Origin of the sequence: Bradyrhizobium acaciae, from assembly GCF_020889785.1 — a bacterium.
Taxonomy (GTDB): domain Bacteria; phylum Pseudomonadota; class Alphaproteobacteria; order Rhizobiales; family Xanthobacteraceae; genus Bradyrhizobium; species Bradyrhizobium acaciae.
The window spans coordinates 60,341-76,059 of record NZ_JACMYK010000002.1; the positions used below are offsets into that span (position 1 = coordinate 60,341).

Sequence of the window (15,719 nt, forward strand, 5' to 3'; positions counted from 1 at the left end):
GTCGCCCTTATTCCATCCGCGCCGTAAGCCGTGAGGCCTACTGCGCCGCCTGACCAGCCGAGGCGTAGGAATTCGCCGGGTTGGTCGCAAATTTCTTCTTCGCCCCTTCAACCCAGGACGCGAATTCCTGGTCGCTGACGACCCTGACCGCGATCGGCATGAAGGCATGGTCCTTGCCGCACAGTTCCGAGCACTGGCCGTAGAACACGCCGGTCTTGGTAGCCTTGAACCAGCTCTCGTTGAGGCGGCCGGGGATCGAGTCGATCTTCACGCCGAAGGATGGCACCGCGAACGAGTGGATCACGTCGGCGCCGGTGGTCTGGATGCGGACAACCTTGTTGACCGGGACCACCATCTCGTTGTCGACGCCGAGCAGGCGGGGCTGCTTGTCCTTGTCGAGCAGCGAGTCGAACTCGAACTTGCCGTTATCCGGGTAGGCGTACGACCAATACCACTGCTTGCCGGTGACCTTCACGGTCAGGTCCGGCTTCGGCACGTCGAGCTCCAGGAACAGCAAGCGGAACGACGGCACCGCGATGCCGACCAGGATCAGCACCGGGATCAGCGTCCAGGCCACTTCGATCAGCGTGTTGTGGGTGGTCCTGGAGGGAACCGGGTTGGCCTTGGCGTTGAACTTCACCACTACGATGACGAGCAGCGCCAGCACGAACAGCGTGATCACGGTGATGATCGCGAGCAGCAGATTGTGGAAGGTGATGATGTTTTCCATCACCGGGGTCGCCGCCGCCTGCAGCGTGTGCTCCCACGGCGCCGGCTGCCCCATTTCGGCAAATGCCGATCCCGCGGCGACTGACGCCACACCCGCTACCGCCAACCCCAGCAATTGCCTGCCCAACCGGCCAATCGACATCTTCATGCCGTTCGCGCTCCCTTGCATTATTCCCCAAAGCACCTCCGGCATGTGGCCGAAAATGCAGCACGATCCGCCCTGACAAACGGCCTTCCGGACATACCCGTCTCTAAGTCAAGGTGGGTACGGGAGCCAGATCGCTAGAACGCGTCGAAATCCAGCCTCTCAAACCATAATTCTCAGGCGCTCGCAATGCAGTAGTGGGGCCGAAAGCCATGCGCCTGCGATGAAGCCGCCGCTTGCGATTTTTCCCGCAAAATCAAGCGAAAGTCGCCGAAACGCCGCCGCACGCAGTTGACAGGGGGATTACCGGATGTAGGCACAGACGGGACAGCCCACAGGAAGCTGATTCGCTGCGGGCTGCCGCAATCCGGCGCGGGAATGGCTTCAAGATCGCCTTCAAGGCGCCGTCATTGCGGTATCAGTCGGCTAACGAGCACGATCCGGAACAGGGACAGCCGGTTTCCGAAAAGATCATGCTCAAACAAAGAGATGAGATCACGGTGCGATTTTCGAGGCGCATCATGATCGGGCGTGCTAGCGGCAGCCGGGCGGACGGCTGGACCGACCGAACATCAAAGGATCGACCCGGATGGGCGCTTCGAACATTCAGGCCAGAGCTTTGCAGGCCAAAGGTTTGCGTTTGACGATGGCCGGCTGGCTCGGCGGCCTCGTGATTCTTGCGCTCTGCCTCGGCGTGACCCGGCCCGCGAACGCGCAAGGCGCGGTGCGCTCGGTCCATGGCGACTGGCAGATTCGCTGCGACACCCCGCCCGGCGCTCAGGCCGAGCAATGCGCGCTGATCCAGAGCGTGGTAGCGGAAGACCGCTCCAATGCCGGCCTGACCGTGATCGTGCTGAAGACCGCCGACCAGAAGAGCCGCCTGATGCGCGTGGTCGCCCCGCTCGGCGTGCTGCTGCCCTCCGGCCTCGGCCTGAAGCTCGACAATCAGGACGTCGGCCGCGCCGGCTTTGTCCGCTGCCTGCCCAATGGCTGCGTCGCCGAGGTCGTGATGGACGACAAGCTGCTCGGCCAGCTCAAGAACGCCAAGACCGCGACATTCATCATCTTCGAGACCCCTGAAGAGGGCATCGGCTTTCCGCTCAGCCTGAACGGCCTGGCGGAGGGCTATGAGAAATTGCCCTAGGCAGACTGCTGCGCGGCAAGCTCACCGCCCGCCGCCCGCATAATAGTCGAACAACGCATTCGCGTCGGCGGACAGCCAGTCTGCTTCTCCCGTCATGTAGCCCTCGACCTGCCCGGTGACGCCGATCAGGAACGAGATCGGCATGCCGTAGAGCGCGAACGGCGTATCGACCTCGGCGGCATCGACGCGCGAGACCAGACCGCCCGGATCGAAGCCGATCGCGAGGTGGCGGAGCAGGAACTGCCTGACGTAGGGTGGCACCAGTGCGCGGTTGCGATCGGTGCTGACAGCGACGACCTTGAGGTCGCTGCGGCCGCTGGCGGCGAGCCGGTCCAGCATCGGCAGCTCGGTCCGGCACGCCGCGCACCAGGTGGCCCAGAAGTTCACCAGCACCAGTCTGCCCTTGAACGCGGTGAGATCGAGCGCACCGCCGGCAAGCGCCGGGATCGCCACCGGCGGCACCGGGCGGGCGCCTTGTACAAGCGTGAACTGATGCCGGATGGTGCCGAATTGCGGCGGTCCCGACGCTGCGCGTACCGGCATCGCGAACGCGGCGCCGGTGCCGATCATGCCGGCGACGACGGCACGGCGCGTGGGCACGCGAACAGAGGTCATGTCGTGTTCTTCCCTTGCACTATCCGCATCGCTCACGACCGGATGTAGGACCAGCCGGCTTCCTGCAATTCGACGATGTGCCCAGGCCCGTTCGGCACCAGGTCGATATTGTCGAGCAGCACCAGCGGATGTCCCTCGGCACGCTCCATGCCGAGCTTGGTGGCCTCGCAGACCACGAAACGGATGTCCGGCGTCAGCCCCCGCACCACCCGCAGCAGCTCCTTCACCGGCGAGGTATCGACGCGCAGCATGTGGACGCCGGCATTGTAGGCGACGATCTCGATCTCGAACGGCTCGTTGCGCTCCCGATAATATTTCGGGAGGTTGAGCGCGGTCGAGATCAGCGCCCGCATCGTGGTCGGATCGTCGCTGTTGATCGGCAGCACCACATGATGCACGCGCGGCTCGGGCTTCTTCGGTTCTGGTTTGGAGACCGCCGCGACCGAGCCGGTGAGCAGCAATGTCGCGGCGAACGGCACCCCGAATGCCAGCACGAGCCCCGCGGCAACCGTCAGGAGGCGGCGGCTAAGACGCATCGCGGCCGCCTCACGGCGCGCTCGCGAGCAGGGCGAATTGGCTGCGCTTGGCGTAGGCGACGATCGCGCTCAAGGTCAGCAGCACAAGGGCGGGCACCGGCGAGCCGCCGACCACGAACAGATGCGTGATGGTGGCGCCGACCATGATGCAGCTCAGCAGCACGCCGCCGAAGGCTGCGACCGGGGGCAGCAGGATCAGGAGCGCGCCGATCAGCTCCAGCGATCCGGTGAAATAGCGGAACCACTGGCCGAGCCCGATATGCTCGAATTCCTCGACCAGCATCGGCACGCCGTACAGCTTGGCGGCGCCCGCGGCGGCAAAGGCCAGAGCGAGCAGTCCCCTGACGACCCACAAGGTGACGGATTTCCAGCGCGACGGCGCCGCGGCAACAGCAACTGACATCGATAGCTCCCGAGAGGTTCGAACCGCACCGCGCACCAACCTGCCCGCGGCTTCCGGTACACTAAATTCGGGAGTAAGATGAAAAGAACAAGTAGGATGCTTTTTGTGAGGTAGTATGAAAAAACTGACTATTCAGTCTGCCGAGCCTCCGGCGGCGGCGTCTGAGCCGTGCAACGGCGACCTGTCGACCCAATTTCATCGCGCACTGTCGGTGCTGGCCGGGAAATGGAAGGGCGACATCCTCTGGCAGCTGGTCGAGCGCAAGCGGCGGTTCGGCGAATTGCGCCAGTCGATTCCCGGCGTCACCCAGCACATGCTGACCACCCAGCTGCGCGATCTCGAGGCCAACGGCCTGGTGAAGCGCACGGTCTATCCCGAGGTGCCGCCGCGGGTTGAGTACGAGATGACGCCATCGGCCAAGGCGCTGAAGCCGGTGTTCGACGAGCTGTACCGGTGGGCGCAGGAGCACGGTTTTCCGACCTCGGCGCAGGGTGCCGCCCAACCCAAGCCCGAACCGTCGGGCGATGGCGATTTACCCGAAAGCCAGCCGCGGAAGGCCGGGCGGCGCTGAAGGTGATGACGACAAGGTGACAACCGCGCGGGGCTGCCGTGATCGACCGCATGGTCGCAGGCACTCCCGGTTTGGCACCCAAACCACTATGTTTGGCGATCGCCGTCCGGGCCTGAACCGGGACGGGCGCAGGTTTCCGGGTTGTAAGATGAGTTTACCGCTCGTCTCTGCTTCAATCGACCCGAAATCCCTGCTTCCGGTTCCGCACTGGCAAACAGTTGCGCTTCAGGCAAGGATGACAAGGAATGCCAAGGAATCGCATTGCGTCGGAGTGACCATGACCAATCCCGCCACGACCTCCCTGCTCGACCGCGCCAATCTGGACCGCGATGCCGTCCGCCGCGAGGTGGCCCGCGGACTTGAAGGCGCCGACGACGGTGAACTGTTCCTGGAGTTCGGGCAGACCGAGGCGCTGGTGTTCGACAATGGCCGGCTGAAGCAGGCGACCTACGACACCTCGCAGGGCTTCGGCCTGCGCGCCGTCAAGGACGACGCCGTCGGCTATGCGCATTCCTCCGACGTCTCGATCCCGGCACTGATCCGCGCGGCGGATGCGGTCGCCGCGGTGCGCGGCGGCTATGCCGGCAGCTTTGCCGCGGCGCCGGCGCATACCAACGTCAAGCTCTACGGCGACGAGAACCCGCTGGATGGCCCGGCGTTCGAGGCCAAGGTCAAACTGCTCGGCGAGATCGATGCCTATGTCAGGGACAAGGATCCGCGGGTGCGGCAGGTCTCCGCCAGCCTCACCGCGACCTGGCAGGTGGTCGAAATCCTGCGGCCCGACGGCGAGAGCTATCGCGACATCCGGCCGCTGGTGCGCGTCAATATCTCCGTCGTCGCCGGTCAGGGCGACCGGCAGGAGAGCGGCAGCAAGGGCTATGGCGGCCGCGAAGGCTATGCCCGCTTCATCGAGACCAAGGCTTGGCGCGACGCCGCCGACGGCGCGCTGCGCGAGGCGCTGGTCAATCTCGAATCGGTGCCGGCACCGGCCGGCGAGATGGACGTCGTGCTCGGCGCCGGCTGGCCCGGCGTGATGCTACATGAAGCCGTCGGCCATGGGCTCGAAGGCGATTTCAACCGCAAGCAGACCTCCGCCTTCGCCGGCCTGATGGGCAAGCAGGTCGCGGCCAAGGGCGTGACCGTGGTCGACGACGGCACCATGGCGTCGCGCCGCGGTTCGCTCTCGATCGACGACGAGGGCACGCCGACCAACCGCACCGTGCTGATCGAGGACGGCATCCTGGTCGGCTACATGCAGGACCGCCAGAATGCCCGCCTGATGGGGATGAAGCCGACCGGCAACGGACGCCGGCAGAGCTATGCCCATGTGCCGATGCCGCGCATGACCAACACCTACATGCTGTCGGGCGACCGCGACCCGGCCGAGATCATCGCCTCGGTGAAGAACGGCATGTATGCCGCCAATTTCGGCGGCGGCCAGGTCGACATCACTTCCGGCAAATACGTGTTCCAGTGCACCGAGGCCTACAAGATCGAGAACGGCAAGCTCGGCGCGCCGCTGAAGGGGGCCATGCTGATCGGCAATGGACCGACCGATCTCCACAGGATCACCATGATCGGCAACGATCTTGCCCTGGATACGGGAATCGGCACCTGCGGCAAGAACGGCCAGGGTGTGCCGGTCGGCGTCGGCCAGCCGACGCTCAGGATGGAACGGATTACGGTCGGAGGAACGGGCTAGTGAGCAGCGGAAACGAAGTCGTGGCGGCCAAGCCGACAAGCTGGCGCGGACAGGCCGTGCAACTGGCTGCGATCGTGGCCGTCGTGTTCCTCGCCAAGGGCGCGATCGCCGAGCCGTTCTACGTGCCGTCAGGCTCGATGGAACCGACGCTGCTGATCGGCGACGCACTGGTCGCCTCGAAATTCCCCTACGGCTACGGCGCGGCGTCGCTGCCGATCCAGATCACGCTGCCGGAAACCGGCCGCGTGTTCGGCGAGACGCCGAAGCGCGGCGACGTCGTCGTGTTCCGCTGGCCGGGCGATCGCTCGCAGGCCTGGGTCAAGCGCGTGGTCGGGCTGCCCGGCGATCGCATCCAGATGCGACAGGGCCAGCTCTTCATCAACGATCATCCGGCAGCGCTGAAGCCCGACGGCACCGGCTTTGCCGAAGACGATCGCGGCGGCGGCGAGGACGCCTACCGTTATATCGAGACGCTGCCGAACGGCGTCAGCCACGCGATCTTCAAGATCCGCGACAACGGCCGGCTCGACAACACCGCCGAGGTGACGGTGCCGCCGGGCCAGTTGTTCGTGCTCGGCGATAACAGAGACAATTCCGCCGACAGCCGCGTGCCGGTGCGCGACGGCGGGGTCGGCCTGTTGCCGATCGACAATCTGATCGGCCGCGCCGACGCGGTGGTCGGCTCGTGGGACATGGGCATCCGCAGCCAGCCGGTCTGGACCTGGCTCTCCGGCTTCCGCCTCGCGCGCTTCTTCACCTCGGTGCAGTAAGGCACCCTCGCTCTTTTCCGTCATGGCCGGGCTTGACCCGGCCATCCACGACTTTCCTGCCTTCTGGTCGCCGAAGACGTGGATGCCCGGGACAAGCCCGGGCATGACGATGGGGATAGAGAAGCCTTCCTTGGGAGAGCGGAGTCGTGACCTTCGACGACATCAGGCACATCGCGCTGCCGTGGCCGGAGGTCGAGGATGGCTCCTCGTACGGCACACCGGCGCTGAAGGTGCGCGAGAAGATGCTGGTGCGGCTCAAGGAGGACGGCGACAGCCTGGTGATGCCCGGCGTGCCGCCCGATGAGCGCGACATGCTGGTCGAGACCCAGCCCAAGCTGTTCTACTTCACCGATCACTACCGCGATTATCCGATCGTCCTGATCCGCCACGCCAAGGCCAAGCGCCAGACCGTCGAGCCGTTGCTGCGCCGGCACTGGCGCTCGCTGGCGTCGAAGAAGGCGGTCAGGGATTACGACGCGATCGGGCAATAGTTTCTCGTCATTGCGAAGCGCAGCGAAGCAATCCATGTCACGGCATAACGGATCGATGGATTGCTTCGTCGCTCCGCTCCTCGCAATGACGGGGGGAGATATGGAAGCATGACCTCGGAGCAATTCCTCACAGCCGCGCTGCGCAACCCGGTCAATCGGGCCATCGTCGACGAGCTGGACCGCCTCGGCCTGCCCGATGCCTGGCTCGTGGCCGGCTGCCTGGTGCAGAGCGTGTGGAACGTGCTGACGAAGCGGCCGCTCGATCACGGCATCAACGACTACGATGTCTTCTATTTCGATCCGGATACGTCGTGGGAGGCCGAGGACGCCGTGATCCGCGACCTCACGGCGCGGCTCGGCCACCTCGGCGTCGCGATCGAGGTCCGCAACCAGGCCCGCGTCCATCTCTGGTATCCCGGCAAGCACGGTGTGCCCTACCCTGCGCTGTCGCGTTCGACCGAGGGCATCGATCGCTTCCTCAGCGGCAACGTGCAGGTCGGCATCCGCCGCAGCGCGGACGGCTACGACGTCTATGCGCCGAACGGCTTTGGCGATGTCGCCGGCATGATCGTGCGGCCGAACCGGACCGCGAATTTTTCCGTGGCGAACTATGCGACGAAGGCCACTCGGTGGAAGGCGCTGTGGCCGGAGATCACGGTGCTGGCGGCGGAGTGAGCTTGTCGTCCCTGCGAAAGCAGGGACCCATAACCACAGCTGCTTGTTGTTGCGCGATGTCTGAATGACGAGTCCCATTCAATACATCTGCCGCGGAGTATGGGTCCCTGCTTTCGCAGGGACGACAGATCTATGTGCGGCGCTACCGCACCACGCCCGACGTGAACCCCGCCTTGCGGCGCGGCGGCTTGATCTCTTTCTTCAGGAAGCAATGCGCGTCGCGGCCGGCATAGCCGGGCCGGGCGTAGGTCCAGGCGCGGCATTTGTTGTCGGCGGTGCAGGCGGCCTGGCAGGCCTCGTCGCCGTCGCTGCCCTTCAGTTCGAAATTCTTGTAGTCGCCGCCGAGGCGGTCGATCGAGGTTTCGATGGCGCCGCTGCGCGGCTCGACCACGCCCGCGCCGCGCACCCCGGAGACACAGCAGACGTCCTGCACACGCGGCGGCACGCTGTTCTTCAGCCAGCACACCGCGCCGTTGTTGGCGTCGGTCGGATAGTTGAAGCTCCAGGCCCGGCAGCGGCGGTCGCGCTCGCAGGTCAGCGCGCAATCGGCGGGATCGCCGGTCGTGACCGGCGCGCTCGAATAGTCACCACCGGGACGGTCGAAATTGGTCTGCGCCAATGCCGGGCGCGCGACGACAACGGCCAACAGTGCCGCGAACATCACCACATACGCCCTAAAGTGGCGGCCTATCCCCATGAGATTGCTTTCAAATTCGCGCAGCCCCGCGCATTCCGCGGGCGTCATTTGAACGCCGTGAACCTGTACGGCTGATGAACGGCGCTGCGGCGGCCGGTGCGAGGGCACCGCCATCCGGGTGCGTGGCGCGCCCGGATTTGGGTAGGCAGGATTAGAAGGCGTACTCCTGATAGGCCGGCTCCACCGAGCCCTTCCAGGGGCCGTTGAACTTCTCCAGCATCTCTTCCGCCGGCGAGCGGCCGGTCTCGATGATGCGCTCGAGCGGTTCGAGGAAGCGGCTTTCGTCGCGTCCGAGATGGTCGATCCGGCCGCGCCGCCGCAATCCGGCATGCGACAGGACCAGGCACTCCTTGGCGATCTCGAACAGATAGCGGTCCTTGATCCGCGACTTGAAGCCGAAGCGCGGCACGTCGTCGCGCAGCGCCTGCCGCTCCGGCGCGGTCCAGTGGCGGACGATGTCCCAGGCGGCATCGAGGCTGTCATTGTCGTAGAGCAGCCCGACCCAGAACGCCGGCAGCGCCGGCAGTCGGCCCCACGGCACACCGTCGGCGCCGCGCATTTCGAGGTAACGCTTGAGCCGCACCTCGGGGAAGATCGTCGAGAGATGGTTGGCCCAGTCCGACAAGGTCGGCCGCTCGCCGGGGAAGGCGGCATTCTTGCCGGCGAAGAAATCGCGGAACGAGGAGCCCGCGACATCGATATATTCCTCGCCGCGCTTGACGAAATACATGGGCACGTCGAGCGCGTAATCGACATAGCGCTCGTAGCCCATGCCGTCCTCAAATGCGAACGGGATCATGCCCGAGCGCGCATTGTCGGTGTCGCGCCAGATCTCGGAGCGGAACGACAGGAACCCGTTGGGCTTGCCTTCGGTGAACGGCGAGTTGGCGAACAAGGCGGTCGCGATCGGCTGCAGCGCAAGCGACACCCGCAGCTTCTTCACCATGTCGGCTTCGGAGGAGAAGTCGAGATTGGTCTGCACCGTGCAGGTCCGGAACATCATGTCGAGGCCGTATTTGCCGACCTTCGGCATGTAGTTTCGCATGATCTTGTAGCGCCCCTTCGGCATCACGGGGATCTGCGCCCGCGACCAGGACGGCGTCATGCCGAGGCCGAGGAAGCCGATCCCGAGCGGGGTTGCGACCTCGCGCACCTGCGCCAGATGCGCCATCAATTCCGACTGGGTCTGATGCACGGTTTCGACCGGCGCGCCCGACAATTCGAACTGCCCGCCCGGCTCGAGCGAAATCGCGCCGCCGCCGGTGACGTCATAGAGCCCGATGATATTGCCACGCTCCATGATCGGCTCCCAGCCGAGCAGGAGCTTCATGCCTTCGAGCAGCGCGCCGATGCCCTTCGCGCCCTCATAGGGCACGGGCTGGTGGCCCTCGAGCGTGAACGGGGTCTTTTCGTGCTCGGTGCCGATCCGGAATTCGGACTCAGGTTTCACGCCGGCTTCAATCCACGCCACGAGTTCGTCGCGCGATTGCAGCGGCGTCATGTCGATCTGGTCACGCGCCATAGAAAATCCAACTCAAGGGCGCTTCGATCGAAGTCGCGCGGTGGCAGGGACATCCGTGGGCCGCAACGGCCGCGGATGGTGGGATCAGGACTATCATCGGGCAGGCACGCCGTCTCGCGCGGGCGCAGCCTTGGTGTCGCTCTTTGCATCGGCCTTGACGTCGTCGCAGGAACAGCCGAGACGATCGAGCAGACCGCACAGCCTGGCCGCGTCGGCATCGGACAATTTCGAGCCGACATGCTTGTCGATCGCCGTGGAATAGGCGTTCCACATCTTCTTCTGGAGCTCGCGACCGGCCTCGGTGATCTCGACGAACTGGCCGCGCTTGTCGATCTTGCATTCGCGCCGGGCCGCGAGTCCCTCGTCGACCAGCTTGTCGATCAGCCGCGACGTCGAATATTGCGGGATCAGCATCTGGCGCTCGAGCTCGACCGGGCGAAGCTCACCCGACGGCGCGCGCGACAGCTCGAGCAAGGCGTCATACCAGGCGAGCGGCGGATAGCCGGCCTTCTTCAGATCCTGCTCGACGCAGTCCAGCACCCGGCTCGGCACCCGCATCAGGCGGATCCAGGCGGCCGTCGCCTCGCTCGATAGCTTGCGTTTCATGGTCTAGCCCATAAGGTCCCGGCACCGACTGTACCGCACTGAATGCATCTGCATCAATCTTGACTATTTCATGCAGGTGCATGTAGGCAATCCCTCTCTGGACGCCAAGAACAAGGGAAGGAATACCCCATGAAGCTTTATTACTCCCCCGGTGCCTGCTCCCTCTCCCCCCACATCGCCCTGCTCGAGGCCGGCCTGCCCTATGACCTGGTCAAGGTCGATCTGCGCGCCAAGAAGCTCGAAAACGGCGACGATTTCCTGCAAGTGAACCCCAAGGGCCAGGTGCCCGCGCTGGCGCTGGATACCGGCGAGATGGTCACCGAAGGGCCGATCATCATTCAGATGATCGCCGACCGGGTCGCCGACCGGAAGCTGGCGCCGGCTCGAGATTCCAACGAGCGCTACAAGCTGCTCGAATGGCTGAACTACATCACGACCGAGCTGCACAAGAATCTCGGCCCGATGTTCTCGCCGGCGCTCGCGGACGACGCCAAGGCCTTCTTCAAGGACCGCGCCATGGGCAAGTTCAAATATGTTGAGAGCCAGCTCGCCGGACGCGAATATTTGATGGGCAACCAGTTCACGGTCGCCGACGGCTACCTCTTCACCATGATCATGTGGGCACAGGACCGGCTCGGCTTCGACTTCTCCGGCCTGCCGAACGTGACCGCCTACAAGGCCCGCGTCGCGGCGCGCCCGAAGGTGCAGGAAGCGCTGAAGAAGGAAGGCCTGCTGAAGGCGGCTTGAGCCTGCCACCGACCACGAATCGAAGAAGCCGGATCAGCCGATCCGGCTCCTTTTTGCGCCGCCGATTGTCATTCTTCGGCAACCGGAGGTGGAACGTCTCAATTTGACCTGCATTGTACCGATTAAGACTAAGTCGGTGTACTTCCGGCTGAGGGCGTAGCTGTCCTTGTTCGTGCGATCCAACTGACCGACTATGAGCTGCGGCGCGCCCTCCGCTCCAACGGGTCTGAAAATGTGACGATCGCCTTAACGCTTTTATTGACCAGCACGCTCGTTGGGCTGGTTACCAGTTTGTACTTTCGGGTTTGGACATTGATGCTGGTGTCGCCGCTGATCGCGGTGCTCGCGGCAATCGTACTCCAGTCCGACGGCTATGCATTTGCCACCGGCGCTCCGATCGTCGTCGCCTGCCTCGCATTCAACCAGATCGCCTATCTCGCCGGCGCCTTGCTGTCGCCGGACAATGACGGCTCAATGGCGGAAGAAATCGACGGCATTCCAGGCCGCGGCCGCGAGCACAAGGTCCACGGCCAGAACGAGTAGCACCAGGCCGGTCCACGACGGACCCTTGCCCCGCAAGCGCAACAGATTCGGACGTCGTGGCGGAGAGAGCGGGAAAGAACGCTCGCCCGCGGTCTCAGCAGCACCTTCCTTGAGCACGGCACGCATTGCACGACACCCCAGCCTGATCGTCTTGCTGATCGTCTTGTCGATCAACCAGCAAGAGTGATGCCAGCAGCGTGGTGCGAGTGGGGAGCAAGCGTGGCGGGACTTTGACCGCTGCGACAGTCCGGCAACAGGATCAAGTCGGATCGATGACCGGCTTGATCCTGTGCGACGTGTGCCGGAGAGAGACGGCGCTTACGCCGCCTGCTTCTTCGGCGGAAAGCGGCCGTAGAAGGTTTCGCCCTTGGCAGCCATCTCCTCGAGCAGCTTCGGCGGCGTGAAGCGCGAGCCGTACTTCTTCTCGAAGGCGTGGCAAAGCGCGACGAAGTTCTTGGTGCCCATGAAGTCGATGTAGGACAGCGCGCCGCCGGTGAACGGCGCGAAGCCGAAGCCCAGGATCGAGCCGACGTCCGCCTCGCGCACATCGGTGATGACGTGATCCTCGACGGTGCGCGCGGCTTCCACCGCCTGCACCACCAGGAAGCGCTGCTTCAATTCCTCGACGCTGAGCGTGTCGGGATCGAGCTGCTTGGGCTGCAGATCGGCGAGCCCCGGCCACAAGCTCTTCTGGCCCTTGCCCTTCTCGGGATAGTCGTAAAAGCCCTTGCCGTTCTTGCGGCCGAAGCGACCCTGCTTCTCGACCATCTCGACGATCAGCTTCTTCTGCGCCTGGTCGATCGCATTGGGACCGAGATCGGCCTCGGTCGCCTTGGTGATCTTGAGACCGAGATCGAGCGCGACCTCGTCCTGCAGCGACAGCGGCCCGACCGGCATGCCGGCCATCTTGGCGGTGTTCTCGATCATCGCCGGCGGCACGCCTTCGAGCAGCATCTCGTTGCCCTCGGAGATGTAGCGCATCACGCAGCGGTTGGCGAAGAAGCCGCGGCTGTCGTTCACCACAATCGGCGTCTTGCCGATCGCGCGGACATAGTCGAGCGCGGTCGCCAGCGCGACGTCGCCGGTGTTCTTGCCCAGGATGATCTCGACCAGCATCATCTTCTCGACCGGCGAGAAGAAGTGGATGCCGATGAACTTGCCCTGGTCCTTGAACTCCTCGGCCAGCGAGTTGATCGGCAGGGTCGAGGTGTTGGAGGCGAAGATCGCGCCCGACTTCAGCAGCGGCTGTGCCTTGGCATAGGTGTCGGCCTTGACCTTGCGATCCTCGAACACCGCCTCAATGACGAGGTCGCACTCCGAAATCACGTTGTAGTCTGCCGTGGCGGAGATGCGCGCCAGGATGGCATCGGCCGCCTCCTGCTTCATCCGCCCCTTGGCGATCAGGCCGTCGACCACGGTCTTGGCGTGGCCCTTGCCCTTGTCGGCGCTTTCCTGGTCGCGATCGACCAGCACGACGTCGATGCCGGCCTGTGCCGAGACATAGCCGACGCTGGCTCCCATGAAGCCGGCACCGATCACGGCGAGCTTCTTCACCTTGGTCGGCGGCACGCCCGCCGGGCGGCGCGCGCCCTTGTTCAATTCCTGCATCGACAGGAACAGCGAGCGGATCATCGCCGCCGCTTCCTTCGAGCGCAGCACCTTGGTGAAGTAGCGCGACTCGACCCGCAGTGCAGCGTCGATGGGCAGCTGCAGGCCTTCATAGACGCAGCTCATGATGGCACGCGCGGCCGGATAATTGTCGTAGGTCTCGCGGCGATAGATCGCGTTGCCGGCCGGGAACATCTGCATGCCCATCTTGGAGAAGACGGGGCCGCCGGGCAGCTTGAAGCCCTTCTCGTCCCACGGCGCGACGGCCTTGCTGCCGCCTTTGATCCAGTCCTTGGCGGCCGTGATCAGGTCGGCTGCGGGCACCACGGCGTGAATCAGGTTGAGCGCCTTCGCACGCGTGAGATTGACCGCCTCGCCCTTGAGCAGCAATTGCATCGCGTCCTGCGGCGACACCAGGCGCGGCACGCGCTGGGTGCCGCCGGCGCCGGGGAACAGGCCGACCTTGATCTCGGGCAGGCCGAGCCGGGTCTTCGGGTTCTCGGCCGCAACGCGGTAATGGCAGGCCAGCGTGATCTCGAAGCCGCCGCCGAGCGCAAGCCCGTTGATCGCCGCGACCCACGGCTTGCCCGAGGTCTCGATCGCGCGGAACGACAGCGACATCTGGCGGCTCTGCTCGAACAGCATCTGGTTCGCGGCTTCCTCGCCCTTCTCCTTGAAGAGCTGCGCGTAGCTGCGGTTCATGCCCTCGAGCATCGAAAGGTCGGCGCCGGCGCAGAACGCCTCTTTGGCCGAAGTGATCACGACGCCCTTGATCGCGGCATCGCTGGTCGTCTGCTTGATGATCTCGCCGATCTCTTGCGTGGAGACCTCGTCGAACACGTTCATCGAACGGCCCGGGATGTCCCAGGTGACGAGTGCGATGCCGTCGGCGTCAACGTCGAACTTGAAATTCTTGTAAGCCATGTTGCTCGCTCCCCTCGCCTCAGACGCGCTCGATGATGGTGGCGGTGCCCATGCCGCCGCCGATGCACAGCGTGACCAGCGCCGTTTCCTTGTTGGTACGCTCGAGCTCGTCGAGCACAGTGCCGAGGATCATCGCGCCGGTCGCGCCGAGCGGATGGCCGAGCGCGATCGCGCCGCCATTGACGTTGATCTTGGCGTTGTCGATGTCGAATGCCTGGATGTAGCGCAGCACCACCGAGGCGAACGCCTCGTTGAGCTCGAACAGGTCGATGTCCGACTTCTTCATGCCGGAGCGCTCGAACAGCTTCTCGGTGACGTCGACCGGGCCGGTCAGCATCATCGCGGGCTCCGAGCCGATATTGGCGAACGCGCGGATTTTCGCGCGCGGCTTCAGGCCGTGCTTGGCGCCTGCCTCCTTGCTGCCGAGCAGCACCGCGCCGGCGCCGTCGACGATGCCGGAGGAATTGCCGGCGTGATGCACGTAATTGACCTTCTCGACTTCGGGGTGCGACTGAATCGCCACCGCGTCGAAGCCGGCCATCGCCGCCATCGCCGCGAACGACGGCTGCAGCTGCGCCAGCGACTGCATCGTCGTGGTCGGGCGCATGTGCTCGTCCTTGGCGAGGATGGTCAGGCCGTTGACGTCCTTGACCGGCACCACCGACTTGTTGAAACGGCCTTCATCCCACGACTTCGCCGCGCGCTGCTGGCTCTGCACGGCATAAGCGTCGACGTCATCGCGCGAAAAACCGTATTTGGTGGCGATCAGATCGGCTGAGATGCCCTGCGGCATGAAATAGGCCGGCACCGCCATCGAGGGATCCATCGGCCAGGCGCCGCCGGAGGCACCGATGCCGACGCGGCTCATCGATTCGGCGCCGCCGCCGATCACGAGCTCATGCTGGCCGCTCATGATCTGGGCCGCGGCGAAATTCACGGCATCGAGGCCGGAGGCGCAGAAGCGGCTGATCTGCACGCCCGGCACCTTCTCGCCGAGACCGGCGTTCAGCGCGGCAAAGCGCGCGATGTCGGAACCGGCCTCGCCGACCGGATCGACCACGCCGAGCACGACGTCGTCGACGGAGTTCTCGGGAAGATTGTTGCGTTCCTTCAGCGACTTCAGCGGCACCGTGGCGAGCGCCAGCGCGGTGACCTCGTGCAGCGCGCCATCGGCCTTGCCGCGGCCGCGCGGGGTACGAACGTGATCGTAGATGTATGCCTCAGGCATGACGCCCTCCTTGATATGAGGATCATAATATATACGGAAGGAAGCGCCGCCGCAGCAATGCGA

Annotated in this window: 17 protein-coding genes; 8 read left to right on the top strand and 9 right to left on the bottom strand. The window is 64.8% G+C overall.

What is annotated here, in order from left to right:
* Positions 1–37: 37 nt before the first annotated feature.
* Entirely contained in the window at positions 38–877 is an 840-nt protein-coding gene (coxB, locus tag H8A92_RS01455; RefSeq protein WP_229194103.1) for a cytochrome c oxidase subunit II, read from the bottom strand.
* Positions 878–1,463: 586 nt separating this feature from the next.
* Here coxB and H8A92_RS01460 point away from each other — a divergent pair.
* Positions 1,464–2,018 (top strand): invasion associated locus B family protein, encoded by a 555-nt coding sequence (locus H8A92_RS01460; RefSeq protein WP_163159557.1) that lies wholly within the window; start codon positions 1,464–1,466, stop codon positions 2,016–2,018.
* A gap of 21 nt (positions 2,019–2,039) precedes the next feature.
* On the opposite strand, the gene H8A92_RS01465 is transcribed toward H8A92_RS01460, so the two are convergent.
* Genes H8A92_RS01465 through H8A92_RS01475 form a run of 3 tightly spaced genes read right to left on the bottom strand, consistent with a single transcriptional unit; the run spans position 2,040 to position 3,572 of the window.
* Entirely contained in the window at positions 2,040–2,633 is a 594-nt protein-coding gene (locus H8A92_RS01465; RefSeq protein WP_229194104.1) for a TlpA family protein disulfide reductase, read from the bottom strand.
* Between the two features lie 32 nt (positions 2,634–2,665).
* Positions 2,666–3,169, bottom strand: coding sequence for a DsrE family protein (locus H8A92_RS01470; RefSeq protein ID WP_229194105.1), 504 nt, complete (start codon positions 3,167–3,169; stop codon positions 2,666–2,668).
* A 10-nt stretch (positions 3,170–3,179) separates the two neighbouring features.
* Entirely contained in the window at positions 3,180–3,572 is a 393-nt protein-coding gene (locus H8A92_RS01475) for a DoxX family protein (protein WP_229194106.1), read from the bottom strand.
* 115 nt (positions 3,573–3,687) lie between these two features.
* Here H8A92_RS01475 and H8A92_RS01480 point away from each other — a divergent pair, with 115 nt between their 5' ends.
* The 5 genes from H8A92_RS01480 to H8A92_RS01500 all read left to right on the top strand — a co-directional run bounded on the left by H8A92_RS01480 (position 3,688) and on the right by H8A92_RS01500 (position 7,781).
* Entirely contained in the window at positions 3,688–4,143 is a 456-nt protein-coding gene (locus H8A92_RS01480; RefSeq protein WP_338026487.1) for a winged helix-turn-helix transcriptional regulator, read from the top strand.
* A 277-nt stretch (positions 4,144–4,420) separates the two neighbouring features.
* The gene (gene tldD / locus H8A92_RS01485) at positions 4,421–5,845 is read left to right on the top strand and encodes a metalloprotease TldD (RefSeq protein WP_229183436.1); all 1,425 of its coding nucleotides are present in this window, start codon (positions 4,421–4,423) and stop codon (positions 5,843–5,845) included.
* Entirely contained in the window at positions 5,845–6,615 is a 771-nt protein-coding gene (gene lepB, locus H8A92_RS01490; protein ID WP_229183437.1) for a signal peptidase I, read from the top strand. Before tldD ends, lepB begins: the two co-directional genes overlap by 1 nt.
* 146 nt (positions 6,616–6,761) lie before the next feature.
* Complete coding sequence (locus tag H8A92_RS01495; RefSeq protein ID WP_229194107.1) at positions 6,762–7,106, top strand: MmcQ/YjbR family DNA-binding protein; 345 nt, start codon at positions 6,762–6,764, stop codon at positions 7,104–7,106.
* A 108-nt stretch (positions 7,107–7,214) separates the two neighbouring features.
* Positions 7,215–7,781: a nucleotidyltransferase family protein gene (locus H8A92_RS01500; RefSeq protein WP_229194108.1), complete on the top strand. Its 567-nt coding sequence runs from the start codon at positions 7,215–7,217 to the stop codon at positions 7,779–7,781.
* Between the two features lie 142 nt (positions 7,782–7,923).
* Here H8A92_RS01500 and H8A92_RS01505 read toward each other — a convergent pair whose 3' ends face one another.
* From H8A92_RS01505 to H8A92_RS01515, 3 genes are all read right to left on the bottom strand, one after another.
* Entirely contained in the window at positions 7,924–8,478 is a 555-nt protein-coding gene (locus H8A92_RS01505; RefSeq protein ID WP_420831278.1) for a PAN domain-containing protein, read from the bottom strand.
* A 151-nt stretch (positions 8,479–8,629) separates the two neighbouring features.
* Positions 8,630–10,000, bottom strand: a complete 1,371-nt coding sequence (locus tag H8A92_RS01510; RefSeq protein ID WP_229194110.1) for a glutamate--cysteine ligase — start codon at positions 9,998–10,000, stop codon at positions 8,630–8,632.
* Between the two features lie 93 nt (positions 10,001–10,093).
* Positions 10,094–10,606 carry a MarR family winged helix-turn-helix transcriptional regulator gene (locus H8A92_RS01515; RefSeq protein WP_229194111.1) on the bottom strand — a complete coding sequence of 171 codons (513 nt, stop codon included), beginning with the start codon at positions 10,604–10,606 and terminating at the stop codon, positions 10,094–10,096.
* 129 nt (positions 10,607–10,735) lie between these two features.
* Between H8A92_RS01515 and gstA the strand changes: the two genes are divergently transcribed.
* Both gstA and H8A92_RS01525 read left to right on the top strand, forming a co-directional pair.
* Positions 10,736–11,353 (top strand): glutathione transferase GstA, encoded by a 618-nt coding sequence (gene gstA / locus H8A92_RS01520; RefSeq protein ID WP_229194112.1) that lies wholly within the window; start codon positions 10,736–10,738, stop codon positions 11,351–11,353.
* 315 nt (positions 11,354–11,668) lie between these two features.
* On the top strand, positions 11,669–11,896 hold the full coding sequence (locus H8A92_RS01525; protein ID WP_229194113.1) for a hypothetical protein: 228 nt from the start codon (positions 11,669–11,671) through the stop codon (positions 11,894–11,896).
* A gap of 318 nt (positions 11,897–12,214) precedes the next feature.
* On the opposite strand, the gene H8A92_RS01530 is transcribed toward H8A92_RS01525, so the two are convergent.
* Positions 12,215–14,428, bottom strand: a complete 2,214-nt coding sequence (locus H8A92_RS01530) for an FAD-dependent oxidoreductase (RefSeq protein WP_229194114.1) — start codon at positions 14,426–14,428, stop codon at positions 12,215–12,217.
* Positions 14,429–14,447: 19 nt separating this feature from the next.
* Complete coding sequence (locus H8A92_RS01535) at positions 14,448–15,656, bottom strand: acetyl-CoA C-acetyltransferase (protein WP_229194115.1); 1,209 nt, start codon at positions 15,654–15,656, stop codon at positions 14,448–14,450.
* Between the last annotated feature and the right edge of the window lie 63 nt (positions 15,657–15,719).